Raw genomic sequence first — 19,476 nt, 5'->3', positions numbered from 1 at the left:
TAGTTGGGATCTTCATGGGTCCTAGAAGTAACTGACATATTTAAGCAAGTCAACTGCTAGTTTGGCGACCTAGAACGTGTCCTTCCAAGTGCGCAGCGCTGCGAAAACGGCGGTGGCCGACGTCGCAGAGGTCACCTCCGCGGCACCGGCATGCTGCATGGCGACGCGCGCCACGGCTGGCTCGGCACAGCGCAAAAATGGGTTGGTCGAGCGTTCGAGCGCGATGGTGCTCGGCGTAGACCAGCTACCGCTGTCGCGCAACGTCGCCGTTGCGTCGGCTCGCTCGGCCACCGCCGTATTGGTAGCCTCGACCGCCAACGCAAAGCGAAGATTGTTCGCCGTGTATTCGTGACCAAAGTAGACGCTCGTGGTCGGCGGCAGCGCGGCGAGCGCCATCAACGACGCATGAAAGACCTCGGCGGTGCCTTCGAAACGGCGGCCGCAGCCGGCGCCAAACAGCGTGTCGCCTGTGAATACGGCAGCCCCCGCGCCCGCACGGCTTGCGTGCACGTAGTAGCTGACCGCACCTAAGGTATGGCCCGGGTTGAAAATCACTTCGACATTCAGCTCGCCAAACGCGAAGCGCTGGCCGGTCGTAGCAAGCAAGAGGCGCGAGGGCTCCACCTCGATTGCGCGCGCGCATCCCGCGTCGCGACGCGACAAGGCCACCCAATCAACTTCGTGGATGCGCAGCGCGGCGTTGGGCCATTGCTGCAAGAGGGCGGCAATGCCCGCCGTGTGATCGGCATGATGATGCGTCGCCCAGATTTCGCGCAGGGATAGGCCGAGCTCGCGGCAGCGCGTCGTGATGATGTCCGCCTGGGCGGGGTCGACGACCGCGGCTCCTCCATGGCTGGTGCCGACGAGATAGGCGAAATTATCCGAGAGCTGCGGCACCACCACGATCGACATGCGCGCTTTGTAGCATGGCGAGGTATCGCCGCCGTGGGGTGGCTGCTATGCATGTGGCGTGAGCGAGGTAGCAGCCCCACCAGCGTTGCTTGTGGTTGAGGCCGTGAGCCGTCAGTTTGGCGCGCGCACCGCCGTCGCCGCGGTGTCGCTTTTGGCGCGCCCTGGAGAAATCGTTGGCCTGCTCGGCCCCAATGGCGCAGGCAAGACCACGCTCATATCTATGATCTGCGGCGTCTTGCCGCCAACCAACGGCCGCATCGCGATTGGCGGTTTTGACGTCGCCCAGCAGCCCGCAGAGGCCAAGCAGCGGCTCGGCATGGTGCCGCAAGAACTCGCGATCTACGAAGAACTATCGAGCCTGCAAAACCTCGCGTATTTCGCCTCGATGTATCGCGACGTGGCTGACTTGCCCGCCGCGATGCAGCGCGCGCTTGGCATCGCCGGCTTATGGGATCGCCGCCACGATCGCGTCAGCACGTTCAGCGGCGGCATGAAGCGTCGCCTCAACGTCGCCTGCGCCTTGGTGCATGCGCCGCCGTTGGTGGTGCTCGATGAGCCAACTGTTGGCATCGACCCACAGAGCCGCGCCTTTATTTTTGATGCGCTCACCGCCCTGCGCGCCGCAGGCACCTGCATCCTCTACACCAGCCATTACATGGAAGAGGTCGAGGCACTGTGCGATCGCGTCGCCATTATGGATCACGGCGCGCTCATTGCCGAGGGCACGGTGACCGAGCTGCGCCTGGCGCATACGGCCGCCTCGCTTGAGGGCGTGTTCCTACAGCTTACCGGTCGAACCTTGCGAGAGTGAGCCACATGTCGCGCCCCAGCCTTATTAAAGCCAGCCTGATAAAGGAATCGACTTTGCTGTGGCGCGATCGCGGCGCACTGCTCTCGCTGTTTGCGCTGCCCATTGTGTTCATGGCGGTGTTTGGCGCGATCTTTAAATTCGGTCCCAGCGATGCGGGGCGGCCCAGGGCCAAGCCGTCCTTGGTGTGGTCGTGTGACGGGGCGCAGCCCGCCAACCTGGCCTGCGGCCTGCTAGAGCGCATTTTAGGCGCGGAGCTGACCTTGGTTGCCACGCCCGCCGCCGCCGCACGCGAGGCCGTGGCCTCGGGTAAAGCGCCCTTTGCGCTCATCGTGCCCGACGGCTTCACCGGCCATAACGGCATGACCGCCGAGCTGGTAGTGGGCGCCGAGGTTGACGCTGCCGAGCGTGCGGTGATGGAATTTGGGGTGCGCAAGCTGTTCTTGCGGCTGGCGATTGGCGCGAGCGCCGCCGACGAGCTTGTTGCGGTCACGCGGTTAACTAGCACCGCGCCCGCGATTTCTTCGTTTCAGGTCACCGTGCCGGGCAACGGCGTGCTGTTTGGCTTCTTCCTCTCGCTAACGCTGGCGCTATCGTTTGTCGCCGAACGGCGCAGCGGCACGTGGCGGCGTTTGCGTGCCGCGCCGGTGTCGCTGGGCTGGTTGCTCACCGCCAAGCTGGCGCCGTACTTCGTCGTCGGCGTGCTGCAGTTTGGTTTTTTCTTCGCCATCGGCATCGCGGTGTTCGGCATGAAGGTAGCCGGCAGCCTGTGGGCGCTGCTGCTCATGGTGCTCGCCATTGTTGCTTGCGCGGTGGCGTTTGGATTTTTTATCGCCTCGCTGGGCGGCAGCGAAAAGCAGGTCGGCAGCCTGGGCTCGATGGGCATCTTGGTGATGGCGCTGCTCGGCGGATGCATGGTGCCGCGCATGGTGATGCCGCCGCTGATGCAAACCGTTGGCCTCTTTGTGCCACATGGCTGGGCGCTCGATGGGCTGACGTCGGTCATCGTCCACGGTGGCGGCGTGGCTGAGGTGGCCAAGCCAAGCTTGGTGTTGCTCGCGATCGCAACCATCCTGGCCACCATCGCCGCGCGGCGGCTGCAGCGCCTTTAGGCCAGCGCGGCGGTAATACGCGCGGTCACGTCATCGGGGTTACCCACGCCGTCGACGCGGCGTAAGAGACCCGCCGCTTCGTAATAAGGCACAATCGGCGCCGTGTCCGAATGGTATTTTTGCAGGCGCGCCGTCACGGCCTGCACCGTGTCGTCGCTGCGATGCACCAAGCGCGCGGCGAGGTCGGCCGGGGGCGGGCTGAACGTTAGATGATAGATGGTGCCGGTCTCCGGGTCGGTGCGACGCCCGGTGATGCGTTCGACGATCAGGCTGTCGGGCACCTCGATTAACACCACCGCGTCCAAGGCAATACCGGCCTGCCGCATGGCGGTGCCCAGCGCCGCGGCTTGTGGTTCGGTGCGCGGAAAGCCATCGAGCATAAAACCGCTGCGGCAATCCGGCTTGGCGATGCGTTCTAAGATCATGCCAATGACGACCTCATCGGGCACCAATTTGCCGGCCTTCATAAAGGTATCGGCTTGAACGCCCATGGCGGTGCCCTCCTTGACCGCCGCGCGCAGCATATCGCCGCTCGAGATATGCGGGATCTTAAATGAGTTGATCAGACGAGCGGCTTGCGTGCCTTTACCCGCGCCGGGCGGGCCAACCAAGATGAGGCGCATATCGCCCGCGACGTTACAGGCGCCATGCGCCGATCGCAAGGCGGCGCGCCGAAGTCACCTACGAAAGTAGGCTCTTTAGGATGTCGGCAATGTCGCCCAGTGATGGGCCGCGCGCCTGCGAGTTGCGCGTGTAGCCAACGTCGGCGGGCAGCGCGGCGAGTCGCCTCGCTTCTTCGGCTTGCCGCGTTATGTTTTGCTTCTCGCGCTCGAGGCGGCGCTTGGCCGCTTGCTCAAGCCCGCCGGTTTGCACGAAATCGACCATGCGTGGCAGCTCGCCGCTGTCAAACCAGGTGCCGTGGGTGCGGCAGACGTCGACGATGATGCGCGCGCCGTCGGCGAATTGCGTGCGATTCATCATGGTCTTGCAATCGGGGCAGGGGATGTAGAGCTTGCCGCCCGGCGGCACGGTTGGTGCCGGTGCGTCGCCGCGCGGCAGCGCGCCCAAGATGGCGTCGGCCCGCGCCTGTTCGCGGTCCTGCAAGATTTGCTCGATGGCGCTGCGGTCGACGAAAATGCCGTGGCAGCGCTCGCATTGTTCGAGGCAGACATCGCCGACCAACAACGCCGCGAGCTTTGGCGTCACGCAACGCGGGCATTGCCGCGCCGCGTGAGTGCCCGCGTGCGGTGCGAGCTCCGCGGCGTCGGCGCCGCAGTGGTTGCAAAAATTTGTCCCAAGGAATAGCCGCGCGAAACACCGCGGACACGCCTTGAGCATTAGCGGCGCGCGGCAAAACGAGCACCCGATCGCATTTTGCGGTACGGCGCCGTGGCAGGTGGGGCATCGCAGCACGCCCGCGGGCGGCTTGGTGGGCACATCGAGCGAGGTGCCGCACTTGCACGCAACGCGCTCACCCGCCACATAGGACGACACATCGTGCCGCAGATGGCAGGATGTGCACGCAATCCACATATGCAAAGTGTACACGAAATTCCCAACCCGCGCAGACGGTGGTATGCCAAGACATGATTAGCGGCGTGGTTTCGGTCCCTTTGCCCACCAACGACCCTGTGCGCGGTTATGCCCCCGGCTCGCCCGAACGCGCCGCGCTGCAGGCCGAGCTGGCGCGGCAAAGCGCGGAGGTGCTCGAGGTGCCCGCGATCATCGGCGGGGAGCGGGTGCAGACCGGTCGCTTTGTCGACGTGGTTATGCCGCATCGACATCGCCATGTCATCGCGCGCGCGCATGGGGCCGACGACGATGTCGTCGGGCGTGCGATAGCCGCCTCGCTCGAGGCACGGCGGCATTGGGGCGCCTTGGCCTGGGAAGATCGCGCGGCGGTGTTCTTGCGCGCCGCCGAGCTGCTGCAGACCAAATGGCGCTACGTCATCAATGCCTCGACCATGCTCGGTCAAAGCAAGACCTGCCATCAGGCCGAAATAGACGCAGCCTGCGAGCTGATCGATTTTTGGCGCTTCAATGTCCACTTCATGCAGGAGCTCTATCGCTGGCAACCGGCGGCGGCCCCGGGCATGTGGAACCAATTTGATCTGCGGCCGCTTGAAGGCTTTGTCTACGCGCTGACGCCGTTTAACTTTACGGCGATTGCCGCCAACCTGCCCACCGCGCCGGCGCTGATGGGCAACACCGTGGTGTGGAAGCCTTCCGATAGCCAGCTGCATGCGGCCTATCTGACCTATCAATTGCTCGAAGAGGCCGGCTTGCCGCCCGGTGTGATCAACTTAGTTCCCGGCGACGGCGCCGCCATTTCGCGCCAAGTGCTCGCGCACCCAGAATTCTGTGCGCTCAATTTTACCGGCTCAACCGCGGTGTTTAAGAGCCTGTGGAAAGACGTCGCCAGCCACCTCGATGGCTATCGCAATTTTCCGCGGCTCGTCGGCGAGACCGGCGGCAAGGATTTTATCGTTGCGCATGCGTCGGCCAATCCGCAGGCCTTGGCCACGGCCATCCTGCGCGGCGGCTTTGAGTATCAAGGACAAAAGTGCTCGGCGGCGTCGCGGGTGTATGTCGCCGCCTCCGTGTGGCGGGCGATGAAGGAGCAACTCATCGGACAGACCGAAAGCCTCAAGGTCGGCGACGTCGCCGACTTTTCCAATTTCATGGGCGCGGTGATTAATCGGCCAGCCTTTACCCGTCATGCCGCCGCCATCGCGGCGGCGCGCACCACGCGCGGCATGTCGGTCTTGGCCGGCGGCCAGTGCGACGATGCCGAGGGCTATTTTGTGCGGCCGACGCTGCTGCTCACCGAAGATCCTGGTGTGCCGCATATGCACACCGAATTTTTTGGGCCCATCGTAACCATCCATGTTTATCCCGATCACGCGTGGACCGAGGTGCTCGAACTCGTCGACCGCACCTCGCCTTATGCGCTCACCGGCGCGGTGTTCGCCACCGAGGCCCACGCCATCGCCGAGGCGCGCGCAGCGGCTCGCTTTAGCGCGGGCAATTTTATATCAACGACAAGCCGACCGGCGCGGTGGTTGGGCAGCAGCCCTTTGGCGGCGCGCGCGCGTCTGGCACCGATGACAAGGCCGGCGCCCCAACCAACCTGCTTCGCTTCGTCGCGCCTCGCACGATCAAGGAGACCTTCGTCCCGCCGACCGACTGGCGCTATCCGTATTTGGGCTAGCGCAGCTAGTGCTGAGCGATGCGCGCGTTAGTCCACCAGCGAGTCGCAGTCAAATGGATCAGCTTCCGCGTCGCCGGAAATCACCACAAACCCCTGCGCGGTGATGGAAGACGTGCCGATGAGGGGCGCACCCATCGTCGGATGGCGACCTAGCTGCAGGCCAACCTGCACGGGGTCGGTGCTTTGGTTCTCGCCCGACAACGTGGCTTCGGTGCCTTCCACGGTCGCCGTCGCGGTAATGGTCGTGCCGGTGCGCGTCAGGCGCAGCGAGCCCGCTTGCAAGTCGGTTGCATTAAAGACGGGATCCTGTTTGTCACCAACGGCGACGCCCAGCCCCGTAAAGTCGACTTCTCCCAGCGGCAAGAGGGTGCCAATGCCGGCCACCGCAAGCGCCTCGCCATCGAGCCCAATCGTCGCTTGGGCAAAGCCGCCTTCGACGAGGCTCGCCGGATCAAAGTCAAACCGAATATCGAAGTCGCCGCTTAGCGTCTGCGCCACAGCAACCGCGCTAAACGCGTCGGCGTTGGGCGCTGTGAGCACAAGCTCGCCGCCTGCAATGACTGCCGTGGCATCCGCATCGCCGTTGGTGACGGTCCATATTTCGTCACAGGCGGGCGGTGTTCCATCAGGCGGCGGCACCACCTCATCATTGCCACCACCGCAGGCCATACTCGCCCACATCGCCATGCCAAACCCAAGCCTTGTGAAAATTTGTTTCATCGCCGCCTCCGCGCAGATCGTAACCCTAGCGCGCCGGCGCGCGCAAATGTGGCGAAGCAAAACCTTGCTAGCCGACGCGGCCATGCAACAATGCTGAGGTGACAATTTCGATCCTCGGCATTTGTGGCAGCCTGCGTCAGGCGTCGATCAACCGCGCGCTGCTGCGCGAACTGGCGGCGGTGATGCCAGAGAGCGCGACGCTTTCGCTCTATGAAGGCGCCGGTGCGGGCATCGGAGATTTGCCGCTGTTTAGCAGTGATATCGCACAAGATCCGGCTCCCGTCGCAGCGCTCGCGCGTGCGCTGGCCGCGGCAGATGCCGTGATCTTCGCCACGCCGGAATATAATTTCAGCATTCCCGGCGCGCTAAAAAATGCCATCGACTGGATGTCGCGTGGGCCTGCCTCGCCGCTAAAAAAAAGCCCGTTGGGATGATTGGCTCGTCGGTTGGCATGAGCGGCTCGCTGCGCGCCCAAACGCATCTGCGGCAGATCATGGTCTATTTCGATGCCCCAACCTTGGCGCAACCCGAGGTGCTCGTGGCGCGGGCACATGAGAAATTCGACACCGCCGGCAACCTGACCGATGAAGCGACTCGTGCCCATCTGCGGCTATTTGGGGCGACCTTCATGCAATTTGTTAAGCATCATCGCGCGATGCCGTAGGGCGTCGCGTTCCCGTTAGCACCCACACCCGTCGTAGTCGCTTGGCGCATAGAATTCGCTGAGCGCCTCAAAGCGCACGGTGCCGGTGCCGTGATCCGCAAACGCAAACGTCGGGGTGCGTTCGTCCGCCTGTGCGTAGCGCAACCGCACGTGGGCAACGCCGGGTTGCTGAACGATTTCCCAAGCGACAAAGAGCGCGCCGCCGAAGTCGCCGCACGAGCCATCGCGCGCCATGCTCAGCATCAGGAACGTGCGGTCGCCTACCTCGACTTGCTGCACCAGCGGCGCGTCATCCCACAGCGTCGTGGCGGCCAGGCGGCGCGCCTCGCCTTCGTCATAGGTCTGTGGGTTCGTATAGATGAATTGATTCTGAATCCGTTGAAAGGCGTCGACCTGTGGCAAGGCCGCAAGGGCGACGTCGCGCCACGACTCGCTCGCCACGCGTGGCGTCGCGGCGATGCGCGCGGGCTCGGCCGCGAGCTGCGCCACCACCGCACCTTGGCAAGCGTCGTCCGCTAGCTCGGCGGTCAGGTAGACCCCGCCATTGCCCTTGCTGCGCTCCCACACCTCCATTGGCGAAAACTCCTCGCCGTCGCCATCGACAAAATTAAACCAGCCATACAGCGCGAGCGCGGCGACCTTGGTTTCGCAACGCGAACCATCGGCGGCATACAATACGACGCCTTGGTGCAGCCAGGCCTTCGCGGCGTCGGTTTGCAAGAACGCGGGGTCAACCGCGCGGCGAACCACCATAGGCGACGTCTCGTCAACCGTGCGCGCTGGGCCCACGGCGGCGGCCACCTCGCTGCCGTCGATTAGAATCGACGGCGCGCCGTCGACGTAAACCACCTGCTTGCGCGGTGAGTTCTCCGCGGGCGCCCACACGGGCGTCGATGAGGCAGGGGCAATAACAATGAGGGAGAGGAGGGCAAAACTTGGCAGCATAATTCACCTGCACCTATGTAAATGCAGCCCATGTGCCACTCGCAACCATTTGATTTTACTCAGTTCAAGTATGCTTGTGGGCGCGCAGCCACGGCATGTGTGGGCACCCGGACGCGCCAAACGCATAACCGAGCTGGTGGCTTCAAACCCTTAGCAGTACAACCGCATCAATGCCTAACGCGCGCGCTGTTCTCGTTGCCCAGGCGACCTCGCACGTCGCCGATATGCTCGCCATCTCGCTGCAGCACACGGCCGCGCATGCCGCGGTCGTTGTCTACGATACTCAATGTGAGCTCGCGGCGATCATGGCGCAGGCCTATCATGCAGCGCTGCCCGACGCCGCACATCTCTCGTTTGATGACGCCGCGCCGGCGGAGCTGCTCGCCGCCTTTGCCGCCTTGCACGTCGGTGACCTCGTGGTGCTCGTGCAATCGACCAGCTTTCGCATCGAGTCGTTTCGCATCCGCGTCGAGCTCTACAAGCGCGGCATCAAGGTCATCGAGCACGCCAACCTCGCGCGCATGGCGCCCGACGAGGTTGCCATCTATATCGATGCCTTGGCCTATGATGCCACCTACTATCGCGGCGTTGGCAGCGCCCTCAAAGCGAAGCTCGACGCCGGCCAGCGCGTCGTGGTGCAGGGAGGCGGCGCCACGCTTACGTACGACGGCGGCTTCGAGGCCGCCAAGCTAAACACCGGCGATTATTCGGCCACCAATAATATTGGCAGCATGTTTCCAATCGGCGAAGTCTTTACGGAGGCACGCGATCTGGAACAGGTGTCAGGCCGCGTGATGATCTATGCCTTTGCCGACCTGGAGTTTTTTATGCACGCCGCATCGCCGCCGATCGCGCTTATCATCGAGCGCGGTCGCGTCGTCGGCGCCGAAAACTCAACGCCTGCCTTTGACGAGGTGCTGCGCACGATCGCACTGGGAGAGGGCGGCGAGGTCTGGGTGCGCGAGCTCGGCATGGGCCTTAACCGCAGCTTCTCACGCGAACGCATGGTGCGCGACGTCGGCGCCTTTGAGCGCGTATGCGGCGTGCACCTGTCGCTCGGCGCCAAGCACGGAGTTTACAAAAAGCCAGGCATGCGCCACAAGGATGCGCACTACCACGTCGACGTGTTTCCCATCACCGAACGCGTCGCGATCGACGACACCGTCGTGTTTACCAACGGAGGCTGGCATGCGTAGCTGCCGGCGCAAGCCCCGAGAACGAGGCTTCACGCTCATCGAGCTCATGATCGTCGTGGCTATTATCGGCATCCTGGCTGCGGTCGCGATCCAGGCCTTCATGGACACCATGCGCAAGGCCAAGTCGGCGGAGTTCGAGCTGCTGCTAGGGGCCCTTGGCAAGACCACCAAGACGAGCTTTGTCACCGATAGCAGCTTCCCGCTGGTCGCCGGCCGCCAGCACCCCGCGGGCTCGGCCTGCGGCAAGACCCGTAACGTACATGCCGCCGGTGACTGGGCGCCCGTCGGCGCGGCCGCGGTGGCCTGGACGACGCTTGATTTTCGCATCGACGATACCTTCTACGCCAACTATAGTTACTCTCCCCTGGTCGCTGATTCGGTTGCGTTGGCGAGTCTGCGCGGCGCGGCCTTGGCGTTAGGAGCGGCGAGCGTCGTGCCGTCCCCGCAAAACGTACCGACGCCCGTTGCTGCGGTTGCCGGCTCCTTCGTCGCCGAGGCGGTCTATAACGTAGACTGTGATGGTCAGTGGGGTTCGCTGCAGCTCGTCGGTGAGAGCCTGGGTGGCCTGCCAACGCAGCGCCTTAACAAGGCCGGCGCGGCCGATTAGCGCTGGCCTTTTTCGATTGTTGCGGAGTCGGGTCCGGGTGCGTGCTAGGGTGCGTCGCCTTGCTGCCGGTCTTGCCCCAGGTACCCGCTACGACGTCCGCTGCGACGCTGCCGCTGCTGGGCATGCCATTGGCGGCGCTGGCCGACGCGCTGCAAAGCCGCACCCGCGCCTTGGCGGCCTTGCGCGCCCTGCATGAGGTCTCGGCGACGCCTCCCCCGAGCGCCGTGCCCGAGGTGCTAGCCGGCGTCGGGGCCGCGGCCTGGCGCGAGGCCCGTGTGCAATTTCACGTGCCGGCGTGGCGCGTCGTCAACCGGCAGGTTGCCACCGACGGCACGCAAAAATTTGCCATCGCCTTTGGCGCAGGCGCGCGCGATGATCAAGCGGTCGAGACGGTATGGATCCCAGGCGACGGGCGCGAGACGGTGTGCGTCTCAAGCCAAGCTGGCTGCACGCGTGCGTGTAAATTTTGCGCCACCGCCGAGCTCGGCTTTGGCCGCAACCTAACCGCCGATGAAATCGTATTGCAGTATCTCATCGCCGCACATCACGCGCCGCGCGCGCCGCGCAACGTGGTGTTCATGGGCATGGGCGAGCCAATGGATAACCTAGACAACGTGCTCGCGGCGATCGCGGTGCTCACCGGCACGCCGTCGCCGAGCCTGCGCGCCGAGCACATTACGGTCTCGACTTCCGGCATTGGCACTGGCATGGTGCGCTTTCTCCGCGACAGCCGCGCGAGCTTTGCGCTGTCGCTCAACGGCACCACCGACGAACAACGCGGCCGCATCATGCCGCAGACCAAGAAGTGGCCGCTCGCCGAGCTCATGGCCATCATGCGCGCCGATGCCGCAGCGCATCCGTGGCGCCGCTATTTTATGGAATACGTCATGCTCGCCGGGCACAACGACAGCGACGCCGACGCCGATCGTCTGCCCGCGCTGCTCGCGGGCTTGCCGGCGCACCTCAACCTCATTCCGCACAACGCCTTCCCCGGCAGCACGCTGACGCCGTCCGCCCCCGCCGTCGTCACCCGCTTCCGCGATCGCCTCCACGCCCACGGCCTGCGCGCCATCATCCGCACCCCACGTGGCAGGGACATCGCCGCCGCCTGCGGCCAGCTCGCCCGGGGTCACTCCCGCACCCCAGAAATCGTTTAGTTGCGGTAGGTTAGCGGTCGTACTGCGTAGTTACCAAATTCGTCGCAACCACCGCGCGCGCTCATACGCAGCATTGCTCGCCGGTCCACGCGTGGCCGTCGGTTTCGCAGGCTGCCTGATCGACGTCACCACAAGTCGTTGCATCCGCAACGCAGCACAGCTCGCCGGTCCATTCCTCGCCGGCGTCGCCGCATTCGTCCATGGTGCCAGCCGCGCAGACCGTCGCCTCTTCGACGCAGCACAGCGTGCCCGTCCAGTGCTCGCCCACGCTGCCACACTCGGCGGGCGTGCCATCAACGCAAACCACAGCGTCGACGACGCAGCAGTAGGCGCCGGTCCAGCTCTCATAGGCGCCATCGCACTCGTTGCTCGTGCCGCCGGCGCACATCGAAACGCCCGTCACGCAGCAGGTTGTGCCATCCCAGGTTTCATCGATGCCAACACATTCGTCGGCGCTGCCGTCGTAGCAGAGCTTGCCCGCGTCGAGGCAATTGATGTCGCAGCCGCAATTGGCGTCGCAGGCGTCGGTCGCATCGCAGGCGCAGCCCCGCCCGCCTGGGTCGACGACGCAGAGGTTGTCCTCGTCGTCACAGACCAGGCCCGCATCGCAACCGCCGCCCGCCGTGCATGCGCAGGCGGCGCTGCCAACCTCACACGGCACGCTGCCAGGGCTGTCGCTTTTGCTGCAGCCCGCGGTCGCTGCGGCGGCAAGCGCCAGGATCACAAGCAAGGATATATGCGGCACCTCCTGACCATGGCACAAGTTTCGATGCCGTGATAGATCGAGGCGCCATGACACCTACGACGCCGGCGCGCTTTGAATTGCATTGGGCACCGAGGTCGCGCGCGGCACGCATTCTTTGGCTGATGGAAGAAAGCGGCGCGCCCTATGAACTCGTGCCCTACGACCTGCAGGCAGGCACGCACAAGGCCCCTTCTTATTTGGCCCTTAACCCGCACGGCAAAGTGCCAACGCTCGTCGATCGCGCCGCACCGGGGAGCGCGGCGCCTGTCGTGATCAACGAAAGCGCGGCGATTTGCGCCTATGTCGCCGACATGCTGCCGCAAAGCGGCTTGGCACCGGCGGTCGGCACGGCTGCACGCGGCGCGTATTATCAATGGCTAATCTACAGCGTCGCCGCGCTCGAACCTGCCTTCGCCGATGTCGCGTTTGCGCGCCAGACCGAACCACCCCGCAGCGCCCTGGGTTGGCCTGCGTTTGCCGACGTGATGGCACGCCTGGAGGCTTCGCTCGCCACCGGGCCTTATTTGCTCGGGGACGCGTTTTCCACCGCCGATATCATGATCGGCTCAAGCCTGGCGTGGTTTGTTAGCTGGGGCAAGGCCACTGCGGGCCCCAACGTGGCGCGCTATTTGGAACTGTTGTTGGCGCGCCCGGCCAAGCTGCGGGCGAACGAAATTGAGCACGCGCGCGTCGCGCGTTAGCAATCACCTATGCGACGAGCAAGGCGTCGACCTTCGCGGCAAAAATAAAATCGTTGCCCGTCAAGCCGCCGGTGGTGTGCGTCCAGATGGTAACCGTTACGCGGCCCCAGGCGATCAAAAGCACGGGGTGATGGTTCACCTGCTCGGCCAGGGTCGCGACGCGCACCGCTAGCGCCATCGCCTCCACAAAATTGGGAGTCGAGATGGTGATCGTCAGGCGGTTGCCGGCGTCGCCGCCAGCATCGGCCGCAACCACCCGCCACGCCGGCGCGATGAGCCGCTGGTACTTGGCAATTTCCGCCGACGCAAGCGGCGGCGTGCCCGCGGGCACCGCAGCGAGGTCGCGATCTGCGAGGCCGCTCATCGCGAAAGGGTAGCATGATTGCCCGCGCTCGGCGCCCGCAGACTCCGCATGCCGCGTATAACGAGGCCGTGGCAAAGACCTCGCGGCTCGTCTTGGCATACGTCGTGTGCTGCGCCATCTGGGGCACTACGTGGTATGCCGTGCGCGTTACCATGGGCGAGGGTGGCTTTGCGCCCATTGTCAGCGCGACCTACCGCTTCTCGCTAGCGGCGTTGATCCTCGCCGGCCTGGTATGGCTCGGCCGCTTGCGTCCCCTGCCTGCGTCGCCGCGCATCTGGGCGTGGCTCGCACTCGCCGGCGTGCTCGACGCGATCGGGTATGCGCTGGTGTATCTCGGCGAGGAGCACATTCCGGGCGGCCTCGCGGCGGTCCTGTTTGCCTGCCAACCGCTCATTCTCGCGGCGGTGATGCAGGTGATTCGCTTCGAGCCCACCCGGCCTATAGATCTAATCGCCGCCCTCATCTCGCTTGCCGGCGTTGGCATCATTTTTTCCGATCAGCTCGATATCTCGGCGCAGCAAGGCATAGGCGTCGCGATGGTGCTCGCCTCGGCGCTGGCCGCGACGCTCTACGCCGTGGTCATGAAGCGCCACGCCGCGGGCATTCATCCCATCGCGTCCACCGCGGTCTTTATTGGCGTCACCGCGATCTCGCTATGGCTGGTCGTGCTCGCAACCGGCGGGCCATCTTGGCCTTCGCCGCTGCGCACCACCGCGCTGGCCGCCGTGCTGTACTTGGCGGTGTTTGGCACCGTGATTGCGTTCGCGACCTATTTTTGGCTGGTGCAGCGCGTCTCGCTCGCCACCACCAGCACCACCGTATTTGTCATCACTATTATCGCGCTCGGTGTCGATGCGCTCTTTGAGCGCCAAGATTTTTTCGCGCCCAAGACGTGGTTTGGTATTGGCGTGGTGTTCCTCGGGCTAGCGGCGAAATTTTCGATGCTGTGGCTTACGAAATCGCAACCACCGCGTCGCATGGAAAATCCGCCGACAACGTAGCGGTCGGCGTGCTGAGAAAGGTCTCACAGGCGGCGCCTACGAGCTGAAGCGTCTGAGCGTCGAGCACCGTCCAATCGGTGCCATGCGTCAGCGTGGTGCCGTTAAGTTGCACCGTGCCGGCAGAGGCGGCGGCCGGGTCGACGCTGCCTTGCAGCGTGAGGTCACAGCTGCGCGTGCTGCCGAGCAAGGCGGTCAGGTCGTCGACGAGGTCGGCGGTGCTGCTCGAGACGGCATAGTCGGCCTTCGTCGCGCCATCTGGCGGCAGGCCTTGGCCGGCATTCGCAAAGCGCTGCAGATTGGCGGCGGCGACTTGATTGCTAACGCCGAGCACAAGCGTGGTGATGCCGGCGGCGTGCGCGGCCTGAACCGACGCGACGGTCAGCGAGCCGTTGGTCTCATAGGTATTGCCTTGGCAGGGCAGGGTCGGCTCGCCGTCGGTGACAAGCAAGATGTATTTCGGCGAGTCGGTCGGCGGCGGATTGCTGGAAAATTGTGCGACCGCTTGGTCCACGGCGAGCGCGGTTGGCGTGCCGCCGTTTGGCGCCGTGCCGTTGATAAGCGCGGTGATGGCGTCGCCATTGGCAATGCTGCGCGTCGCGGTCAGGCCGCTGTGGCATTCGCTCGCGTTTGCCTGGTAATAGTAGAGCTGCGCACCAAAATAGACGCCATTTTGCAGGACGTTGATGAGGCCCGTGGTTGGGGCAATGAGCGCGGTCTTAATCGCATCCCACCGCGATTGGCCGGCGGGTGGATTTTGGTTATTGCCCGAGAAGTCCCATTTCATCGAACCGCTGCGGTCGATGACCAATTCGATCGAAGGCACAATAGAGGTCACGTTGAGCGCGATGGATGCGCATGAGCCAGGTTGGCAGCTGCCATCGGGCGCGCAGGTCGCGCCCTCGCCGCACTCGTTGCTGCCGGGCGTACAGTCGGCGGTGCACTCGCCCGTGCTAGCGCCGCAATACGTGCCATCGCTGCAGTCCGTGGGCAAGGTGCATGGTTGGCCGCAGCTATCGGGGGCGAACTCGCTATCGCAAACGCCTGCTGACTTGCTGGGACAACCCGCAAGCACCACCAAGCAGGCCGCAACGCTGGCGAGAGTGATCATGTTGAGCAGGGCGCGGTTCATCATCTTGAGGAGGTAGAATGCATAAGGCATGCCAAGCGAGGTGGGCTCGCGATGGCATGTCGCCCCCCGGAGGTCGAGGTCTACGCCCCGCTCCTGGGCTGGTGAGCCCTCCCGCTCGGGGCATGCGCCCCCAGCCACGGGGGAAAAATGGGGTCTGCATCCCCATGGTTTGGCGCTTGCCTACATTGTCCCGGTGTCGCGCGCCCGGCTACCATTTGCGGCGCGCGCTCGCGCTGTCTTTACCATCTAGAAGGAGTATTCCGTGATTCGTACCATAGCAACGGTATCTGTTTTGTCGGCCGTCTTTGTTGCCGCCACGCCCCTCGCCCACGCCGAGCTGCCGATGGGCCTCAAGTGCGAAAAGGGCATCAAAATTGTCGGCGCAGAAATTGGTGCCGAGGGCAAATACACCGTGCAAAAAGGCATGGTGAAAGACGAGCACTCGGCGATTCTCGACCTCAAAACCGCCAAGGCCGTCGATGGCTGCCACTTCACCGGCATCACGCCCGGCCAACTAGTGATCGTTCGTTACAGTGGCGAGCAAATTGGCGACAACGAGGTGCAGTGTATAGACCAGAATAACGGCAATGCGCCGGTTACGTTTCCAAAATCTATTTATACGGTGCGCTATTCGCGCGTCTCGCAGTGGATGCTGATGCCATACTGCCCTGATGGAAAGTCGCCGGTTCCGGGCTTTCCATGCTCCAAGAAAAACACCCAGAGCGAGCGCTCCACCGAGTACCAAGATACGATCTTAAAGTGGAAAGACAAAAAGGTAACGACAGCAAAGACAAGGACAAGCTCCACCTCGTCGACCTACGGTTTGACCCAGCGTATAAAAACAGCATCCCCTCTAACGCCAAGCTATTTTGCGCGCTGATCAATCGCGATGGCAACGTGATTATTGCCGGCACGGCGCAATACCCAGAGGTCGCGGCCGATGCGCCCAAGGAATCCGACGCGCGCACGCGGTCGCGCGAGGCTAAGCCAGATCCTAAGGCTGAGGCCGCGGCGAAAGAAAAAGCCGAACAGGCCGACGAAGCCGAGTAATCGGCAGGCACGCCCAAGCGCGCCGCGTTATACTTTGCAGCGTGACCACGTCCAAGCGCGACGATGCCCGCGCAGCCCATTTGCTGCTTGATAGCGACGGCGCGCCAACCCGCGATGAGCCGTGGGTGTTTCGCACCTATGGCGGGCACTCAAGCGCCGCCGCGACCAACGCGCTCATGCGCGAGGGCCTGGCGCGCGGGCAGACCGGCCTCTCCATCGCCTTCGATCTGCCGACGCAATGTGGCTACTCGTCGGATCACCCGATGGCACGCGCGGAGGTCGGCAAGGTGGGGGTGCCGATTAACTCGCTCGACGACATGCACGCCATGTTCGCCGACGTGCCCCTGGGCGAGATGAACACCTCGATGACGATTAACGGCACCGCCATGTGGTTGCTTGCGCTGTACGTGGCGATGGCGCAGGAGCGCGGCGTCGACGTGGCGAGCCTGCGCGGCACGACGCAGAACGACATCATGAAGGAGTATCTCGCGCGCGGGACGTACGTGTTTCCGCCGGCCGCGTCGATGCGGCTCATCGCGGAGACCTACGAATACTGCGCGGCGCACGTGCCGCTGTGGAACCCAAGCAATATTTGCAGCTATCACTTGCAGGAGGCCGGCGCGACGCCGGCGCAAGAGATCGCGTTTGCCCTGGCCAATGCGCTGCAGGTGCTCGATGGCATTGCCGCGCGCGGCGCGCTTGCCGGCGAGGATTTTCAGCGCTGCATCGGCCGCATGAGTTTTTTTGTCAACGCCGGAATTCGCTTCGTCGAAGAGATGTGCAAGCTGCGCGCCTTTGCCGAGCTATGGGATGAGCTGCTGCAAGCGCGTTATGGCGTCACCAACCCCAAGTTTCGCCTGTTTCGTTACGGCGTGCAGGTGAATTCGCTTGGGCTCACCGCGGCGCAACCTGAAAACAATGCGTGGCGGATCGCGTTTGAAACCCTGGCGGTGACATTGTCGCGCAAGGCTCGTTGTCGCGCGTTGCAGCTGCCGGCGTGGAATGAGGCGCTGTCGCTGCCGCGGCCGTGGGATCAGCAGTGGGCCTTGCGCCTGCAACAGATCTTGGCGCTAGAGACGGATCTCCTCGAGTATCCCGATTTGTTCGAGGGATCGGTCGTGGTGGAGAGCAAGACCGCGGCGCTCAGAGAGGAAGCGCGCGCGCTGCTGGGTGACGTCTTGCGCGACGGTGGCGCCTTGGCGGCGCTCGAAACCGGCGCCATGAAGCAGGCGCTAGTTGGGGCCATGGCACAGCGAATGGGCCGCATTGCCAGCGGGCAGCAGGTCGTCGTTGGCGTCAACCGGTACCAAGAGGCGCTTTCATCGCCGCTGGTCGATGAACGCGATGGGGGGCGCTTTGTCGTGGACGAGGCGACGGTCGCGCAAGCCACCGCACAGCTGGCTCGGACCCGTACGGCGCGAGACGAAGGGCGGGTGCAGGCGGCCTTGACGCAGCTCGTGGCGGCTGCAGCGTCGGCCGAGCAGGCGCAGGCCAAGGCAAGCCAGGCAATCATGCTGGCGTCGATCGAGTGCGCCAAGGCGCGCGTGACCACGGGCGAGTGGGCCGACGCCTTGCGCGGCGTCTTTGGCGAGTATCGCGCGAACACCGGTGTCGACGGCGCGCGACTTGTCTTGCAGGACGATCAAGTGGCGGCGTTGCGCGCGCGCAGCGCGGCGATCGCGGCGGCGCGTGGGCGGCGGCCACGCCTCGTCGTCGGCAAGCCGGGGCTCGATGGCCACTCCAACGGCGCCGAAATGATTGCCGTGGCCGCGCGCGAAGCTGGTTTTGACGTCATCTACGCCGGCATTCGGGTGGCGCCCGCCGAGCTGGCGCAGGCGTATATCGACGAGGATGCCGACATTCTCGGCATTTCATTGCTTTCGGGCAGTCACCTAGAACTAGTGCGTGAGCTCGCGACCACGCTGTCGGCGCGCGGGTGCCACGACGCGTGCCTGGTGGTGGGCGGGATTGTTCCAGCGAGCGATTTGCCGGCGCTGGCGCAGCTCGGCGTCCGCCGCGTCTTTGGCGGGGACGACTATCAGCTCGGCACGATTATGCACGAGCTGCTCGCGCTCGTGGAAGCGGGCAGCGCCGCGTGACCTCGCCTGCGGTCGTTTTGGCGCAAGGCGACGCCGCGCTCGCAGGCGATCGCGCGGCCATCGCGAAGTTGACGTCGCTGTTTGAGCGCGACGATGCGGCCGCGTTGGCGCTGATGGCGGCCGCGGTGGCGCATGTGCGAACGCGACGCCCCGACGCCGCGGCGCGAATCATCGCGCTCACCGGCGCTCCGGGCGTCGGAAAATCGAGCCTGGTCGCGGCCATGCTAGCGGCGCGCGCGGGCACCGCGCAGGCCACGCGGCGCGTTGCGATTTTGGCGATCGATCCTGCCAGCCAGCGATCGGGTGGCGCCTTGCTCGGCGATCGGGCGCGCGCGATGGCGGCGTCGGCCGCAGCCGGGGTGTTCTTTCGCAGCCAAAGCACCCAGGGCGTGCTCGGCGGCATTGCGGATGCAACGCCGAGCGTGGTGCGGCTGTGGGCGTATCTTTTCGACGTAATCATCATCGAGACGGTGGGCGTCGGCCAAAACGAGGCCGACGTCACCGAGCTCGCCGCGCAGACGTGGTTGGTGCTGCAGCCTGGCGCTGGCGACCAGTTGCAGTATCTCAAGGCGGGGCTCATGGAGCAGGTGCAGCGCTTTGTCGTCAACAAGGGCGACTTGCCCGGCGCCGCGCAGGCCGCGGCGCAGCTGCGTGCGGCAGTGATGACCGCGGGGGCGTCGGCGGCTGACGCGCTTGACGTCGTTAGCAGCCGCACCGGCCGCGGCGTGGAGGCGCTATGGCGACATCTCGACCCCGTCTCGCGAACCGCGGCGTCTGCGCTGGAGGCGATGGTGCTCGCGCGGCGTTGCCAGCGCGAACTCGGCCGTGGTGCCGAGGCGCTTTTGCAGCGTCATGGCGGCGCTGCCGCATGGGCGGCGAGCGCGGGGGGCGCCGAGGCGGCTTGGTTAGCTCATCTCGCGGCAAAATCCGGCTGAGTGGAAATCGCGAGAATTGCCTGATGGACGCGGTATGTGGCCCTAATTGGCGGTTTTGCAGGTCCCGCAAATAGCTGGCCAAGGCGTTGAGAAAAACGGTCGAACATGGTGAAGTCCCTG

General features: G+C 64.6%; 19 protein-coding genes and 2 pseudogenes. 13 read left to right on the top strand and 8 right to left on the bottom strand.

Annotation, left to right across the window (positions count from 1 at the left end; genetic code table 11):
* Positions 1–69 precede the first annotated feature (69 nt).
* A complete protein-coding gene (gloB, locus tag IPL79_09135; GenBank protein MBK9071147.1) occupies positions 70–912 on the bottom strand; it encodes a hydroxyacylglutathione hydrolase in 843 nt (280 codons plus the stop codon).
* A gap of 58 nt (positions 913–970) precedes the next feature.
* On the opposite strand from gloB, the gene IPL79_09130 reads away from it, so the two are divergent.
* Both IPL79_09130 and IPL79_09125 read left to right on the top strand, forming a co-directional pair.
* Positions 971–1,723, top strand: coding sequence for an ABC transporter ATP-binding protein (locus IPL79_09130; protein ID MBK9071146.1), 753 nt, complete (start codon positions 971–973; stop codon positions 1,721–1,723).
* A gap of 5 nt (positions 1,724–1,728) precedes the next feature.
* A complete protein-coding gene (locus tag IPL79_09125; protein MBK9071145.1) occupies positions 1,729–2,832 on the top strand; it encodes an ABC transporter permease in 1,104 nt (367 codons plus the stop codon).
* On the opposite strand, the gene IPL79_09120 is transcribed toward IPL79_09125, so the two are convergent.
* Positions 2,829–3,455, bottom strand: a complete 627-nt coding sequence (locus tag IPL79_09120) for an adenylate kinase (protein MBK9071144.1) — start codon at positions 3,453–3,455, stop codon at positions 2,829–2,831. The genes IPL79_09125 and IPL79_09120 overlap by 4 nt on opposite strands.
* A gap of 58 nt (positions 3,456–3,513) precedes the next feature.
* On the bottom strand, positions 3,514–4,365 hold the full coding sequence (locus IPL79_09115) for a zf-TFIIB domain-containing protein (protein MBK9071143.1): 852 nt from the start codon (positions 4,363–4,365) through the stop codon (positions 3,514–3,516).
* 53 nt (positions 4,366–4,418) lie between these two features.
* On the opposite strand from IPL79_09115, the pseudogene pruA reads away from it, so the two are divergent.
* Positions 4,419–6,043, top strand: a pseudogene (gene pruA, locus IPL79_09110) (L-glutamate gamma-semialdehyde dehydrogenase).
* Positions 6,044–6,070: 27 nt separating this feature from the next.
* Here pruA and IPL79_09105 read toward each other — a convergent pair.
* Positions 6,071–6,763: a hypothetical protein gene (locus IPL79_09105; protein ID MBK9071142.1), complete on the bottom strand. Its 693-nt coding sequence runs from the start codon at positions 6,761–6,763 to the stop codon at positions 6,071–6,073.
* Between the two features lie 182 nt (positions 6,764–6,945).
* Here IPL79_09105 and IPL79_09100 point away from each other — a divergent pair.
* Positions 6,946–7,427: pseudogene (locus IPL79_09100) on the top strand (NAD(P)H-dependent oxidoreductase).
* 15 nt (positions 7,428–7,442) lie between these two features.
* Here the strand turns inward: IPL79_09100 and IPL79_09095 are convergent.
* Complete coding sequence (locus IPL79_09095) at positions 7,443–8,372, bottom strand: hypothetical protein (protein ID MBK9071141.1); 930 nt, start codon at positions 8,370–8,372, stop codon at positions 7,443–7,445.
* Between the two features lie 170 nt (positions 8,373–8,542).
* Here IPL79_09095 and IPL79_09090 point away from each other — a divergent pair, with 170 nt between their 5' ends.
* Genes IPL79_09090 through IPL79_09080 form a run of 3 tightly spaced genes read left to right on the top strand, consistent with a single transcriptional unit; the run spans position 8,543 to position 11,332 of the window.
* Positions 8,543–9,568 (top strand): hypothetical protein, encoded by a 1,026-nt coding sequence (locus tag IPL79_09090; GenBank protein MBK9071140.1) that lies wholly within the window; start codon positions 8,543–8,545, stop codon positions 9,566–9,568.
* Positions 9,561–10,175, top strand: a complete 615-nt coding sequence (locus IPL79_09085) for a type II secretion system protein (protein MBK9071139.1) — start codon at positions 9,561–9,563, stop codon at positions 10,173–10,175. Before IPL79_09090 ends, IPL79_09085 begins: the two co-directional genes overlap by 8 nt.
* A gap of 59 nt (positions 10,176–10,234) precedes the next feature.
* Positions 10,235–11,332: a 23S rRNA (adenine(2503)-C(2))-methyltransferase RlmN gene (locus IPL79_09080; GenBank protein ID MBK9071138.1), complete on the top strand. Its 1,098-nt coding sequence runs from the start codon at positions 10,235–10,237 to the stop codon at positions 11,330–11,332.
* 61 nt (positions 11,333–11,393) lie between these two features.
* Here IPL79_09080 and IPL79_09075 read toward each other — a convergent pair whose 3' ends face one another.
* On the bottom strand, positions 11,394–12,056 hold the full coding sequence (locus IPL79_09075) for a hypothetical protein (protein ID MBK9071137.1): 663 nt from the start codon (positions 12,054–12,056) through the stop codon (positions 11,394–11,396).
* 68 nt (positions 12,057–12,124) lie between these two features.
* On the opposite strand from IPL79_09075, the gene IPL79_09070 reads away from it, so the two are divergent.
* A complete protein-coding gene (locus IPL79_09070; GenBank protein MBK9071136.1) occupies positions 12,125–12,778 on the top strand; it encodes a glutathione S-transferase family protein in 654 nt (217 codons plus the stop codon).
* Between the two features lie 7 nt (positions 12,779–12,785).
* On the opposite strand, the gene IPL79_09065 is transcribed toward IPL79_09070, so the two are convergent.
* Positions 12,786–13,142, bottom strand: coding sequence for a 4a-hydroxytetrahydrobiopterin dehydratase (locus tag IPL79_09065; protein ID MBK9071135.1), 357 nt, complete (start codon positions 13,140–13,142; stop codon positions 12,786–12,788).
* A gap of 68 nt (positions 13,143–13,210) precedes the next feature.
* Here IPL79_09065 and IPL79_09060 point away from each other — a divergent pair, with 68 nt between their 5' ends.
* Positions 13,211–14,143, top strand: coding sequence for a DMT family transporter (locus tag IPL79_09060; protein ID MBK9071134.1), 933 nt, complete (start codon positions 13,211–13,213; stop codon positions 14,141–14,143).
* Here the strand turns inward: IPL79_09060 and IPL79_09055 are convergent.
* Positions 14,094–15,275 carry a VWA domain-containing protein gene (locus tag IPL79_09055; protein ID MBK9071133.1) on the bottom strand — a complete coding sequence of 394 codons (1,182 nt, stop codon included), beginning with the start codon at positions 15,273–15,275 and terminating at the stop codon, positions 14,094–14,096. The genes IPL79_09060 and IPL79_09055 overlap by 50 nt on opposite strands.
* Before the next feature lie 259 nt (positions 15,276–15,534).
* Between IPL79_09055 and IPL79_09050 the strand changes: the two genes are divergently transcribed.
* The 4 genes from IPL79_09050 to IPL79_09035 are packed head-to-tail and all read left to right on the top strand — an operon-like array spanning position 15,535 to position 19,356.
* Positions 15,535–16,152 carry a hypothetical protein gene (locus IPL79_09050; protein ID MBK9071132.1) on the top strand — a complete coding sequence of 206 codons (618 nt, stop codon included), beginning with the start codon at positions 15,535–15,537 and terminating at the stop codon, positions 16,150–16,152.
* A 17-nt stretch (positions 16,153–16,169) separates the two neighbouring features.
* Positions 16,170–16,322 (top strand): hypothetical protein, encoded by a 153-nt coding sequence (locus tag IPL79_09045; GenBank protein MBK9071131.1) that lies wholly within the window; start codon positions 16,170–16,172, stop codon positions 16,320–16,322.
* Between the two features lie 41 nt (positions 16,323–16,363).
* Positions 16,364–18,421: a cobalamin-dependent protein gene (locus IPL79_09040; protein ID MBK9071130.1), complete on the top strand. Its 2,058-nt coding sequence runs from the start codon at positions 16,364–16,366 to the stop codon at positions 18,419–18,421.
* A complete protein-coding gene (locus IPL79_09035; protein ID MBK9071129.1) occupies positions 18,418–19,356 on the top strand; it encodes a methylmalonyl Co-A mutase-associated GTPase MeaB in 939 nt (312 codons plus the stop codon). Before IPL79_09040 ends, IPL79_09035 begins: the two co-directional genes overlap by 4 nt.
* Positions 19,357–19,476 lie beyond the last annotated feature (120 nt).

Source organism: Myxococcales bacterium (assembly GCA_016716835.1).
Classification (GTDB): Bacteria; Myxococcota_A; Polyangia; order Haliangiales; family Haliangiaceae; genus JADJUW01.
The sequence above is the reverse complement of the archived record's forward strand: the minus strand, read 5'-3'. Positions and strand labels throughout refer to the sequence as shown.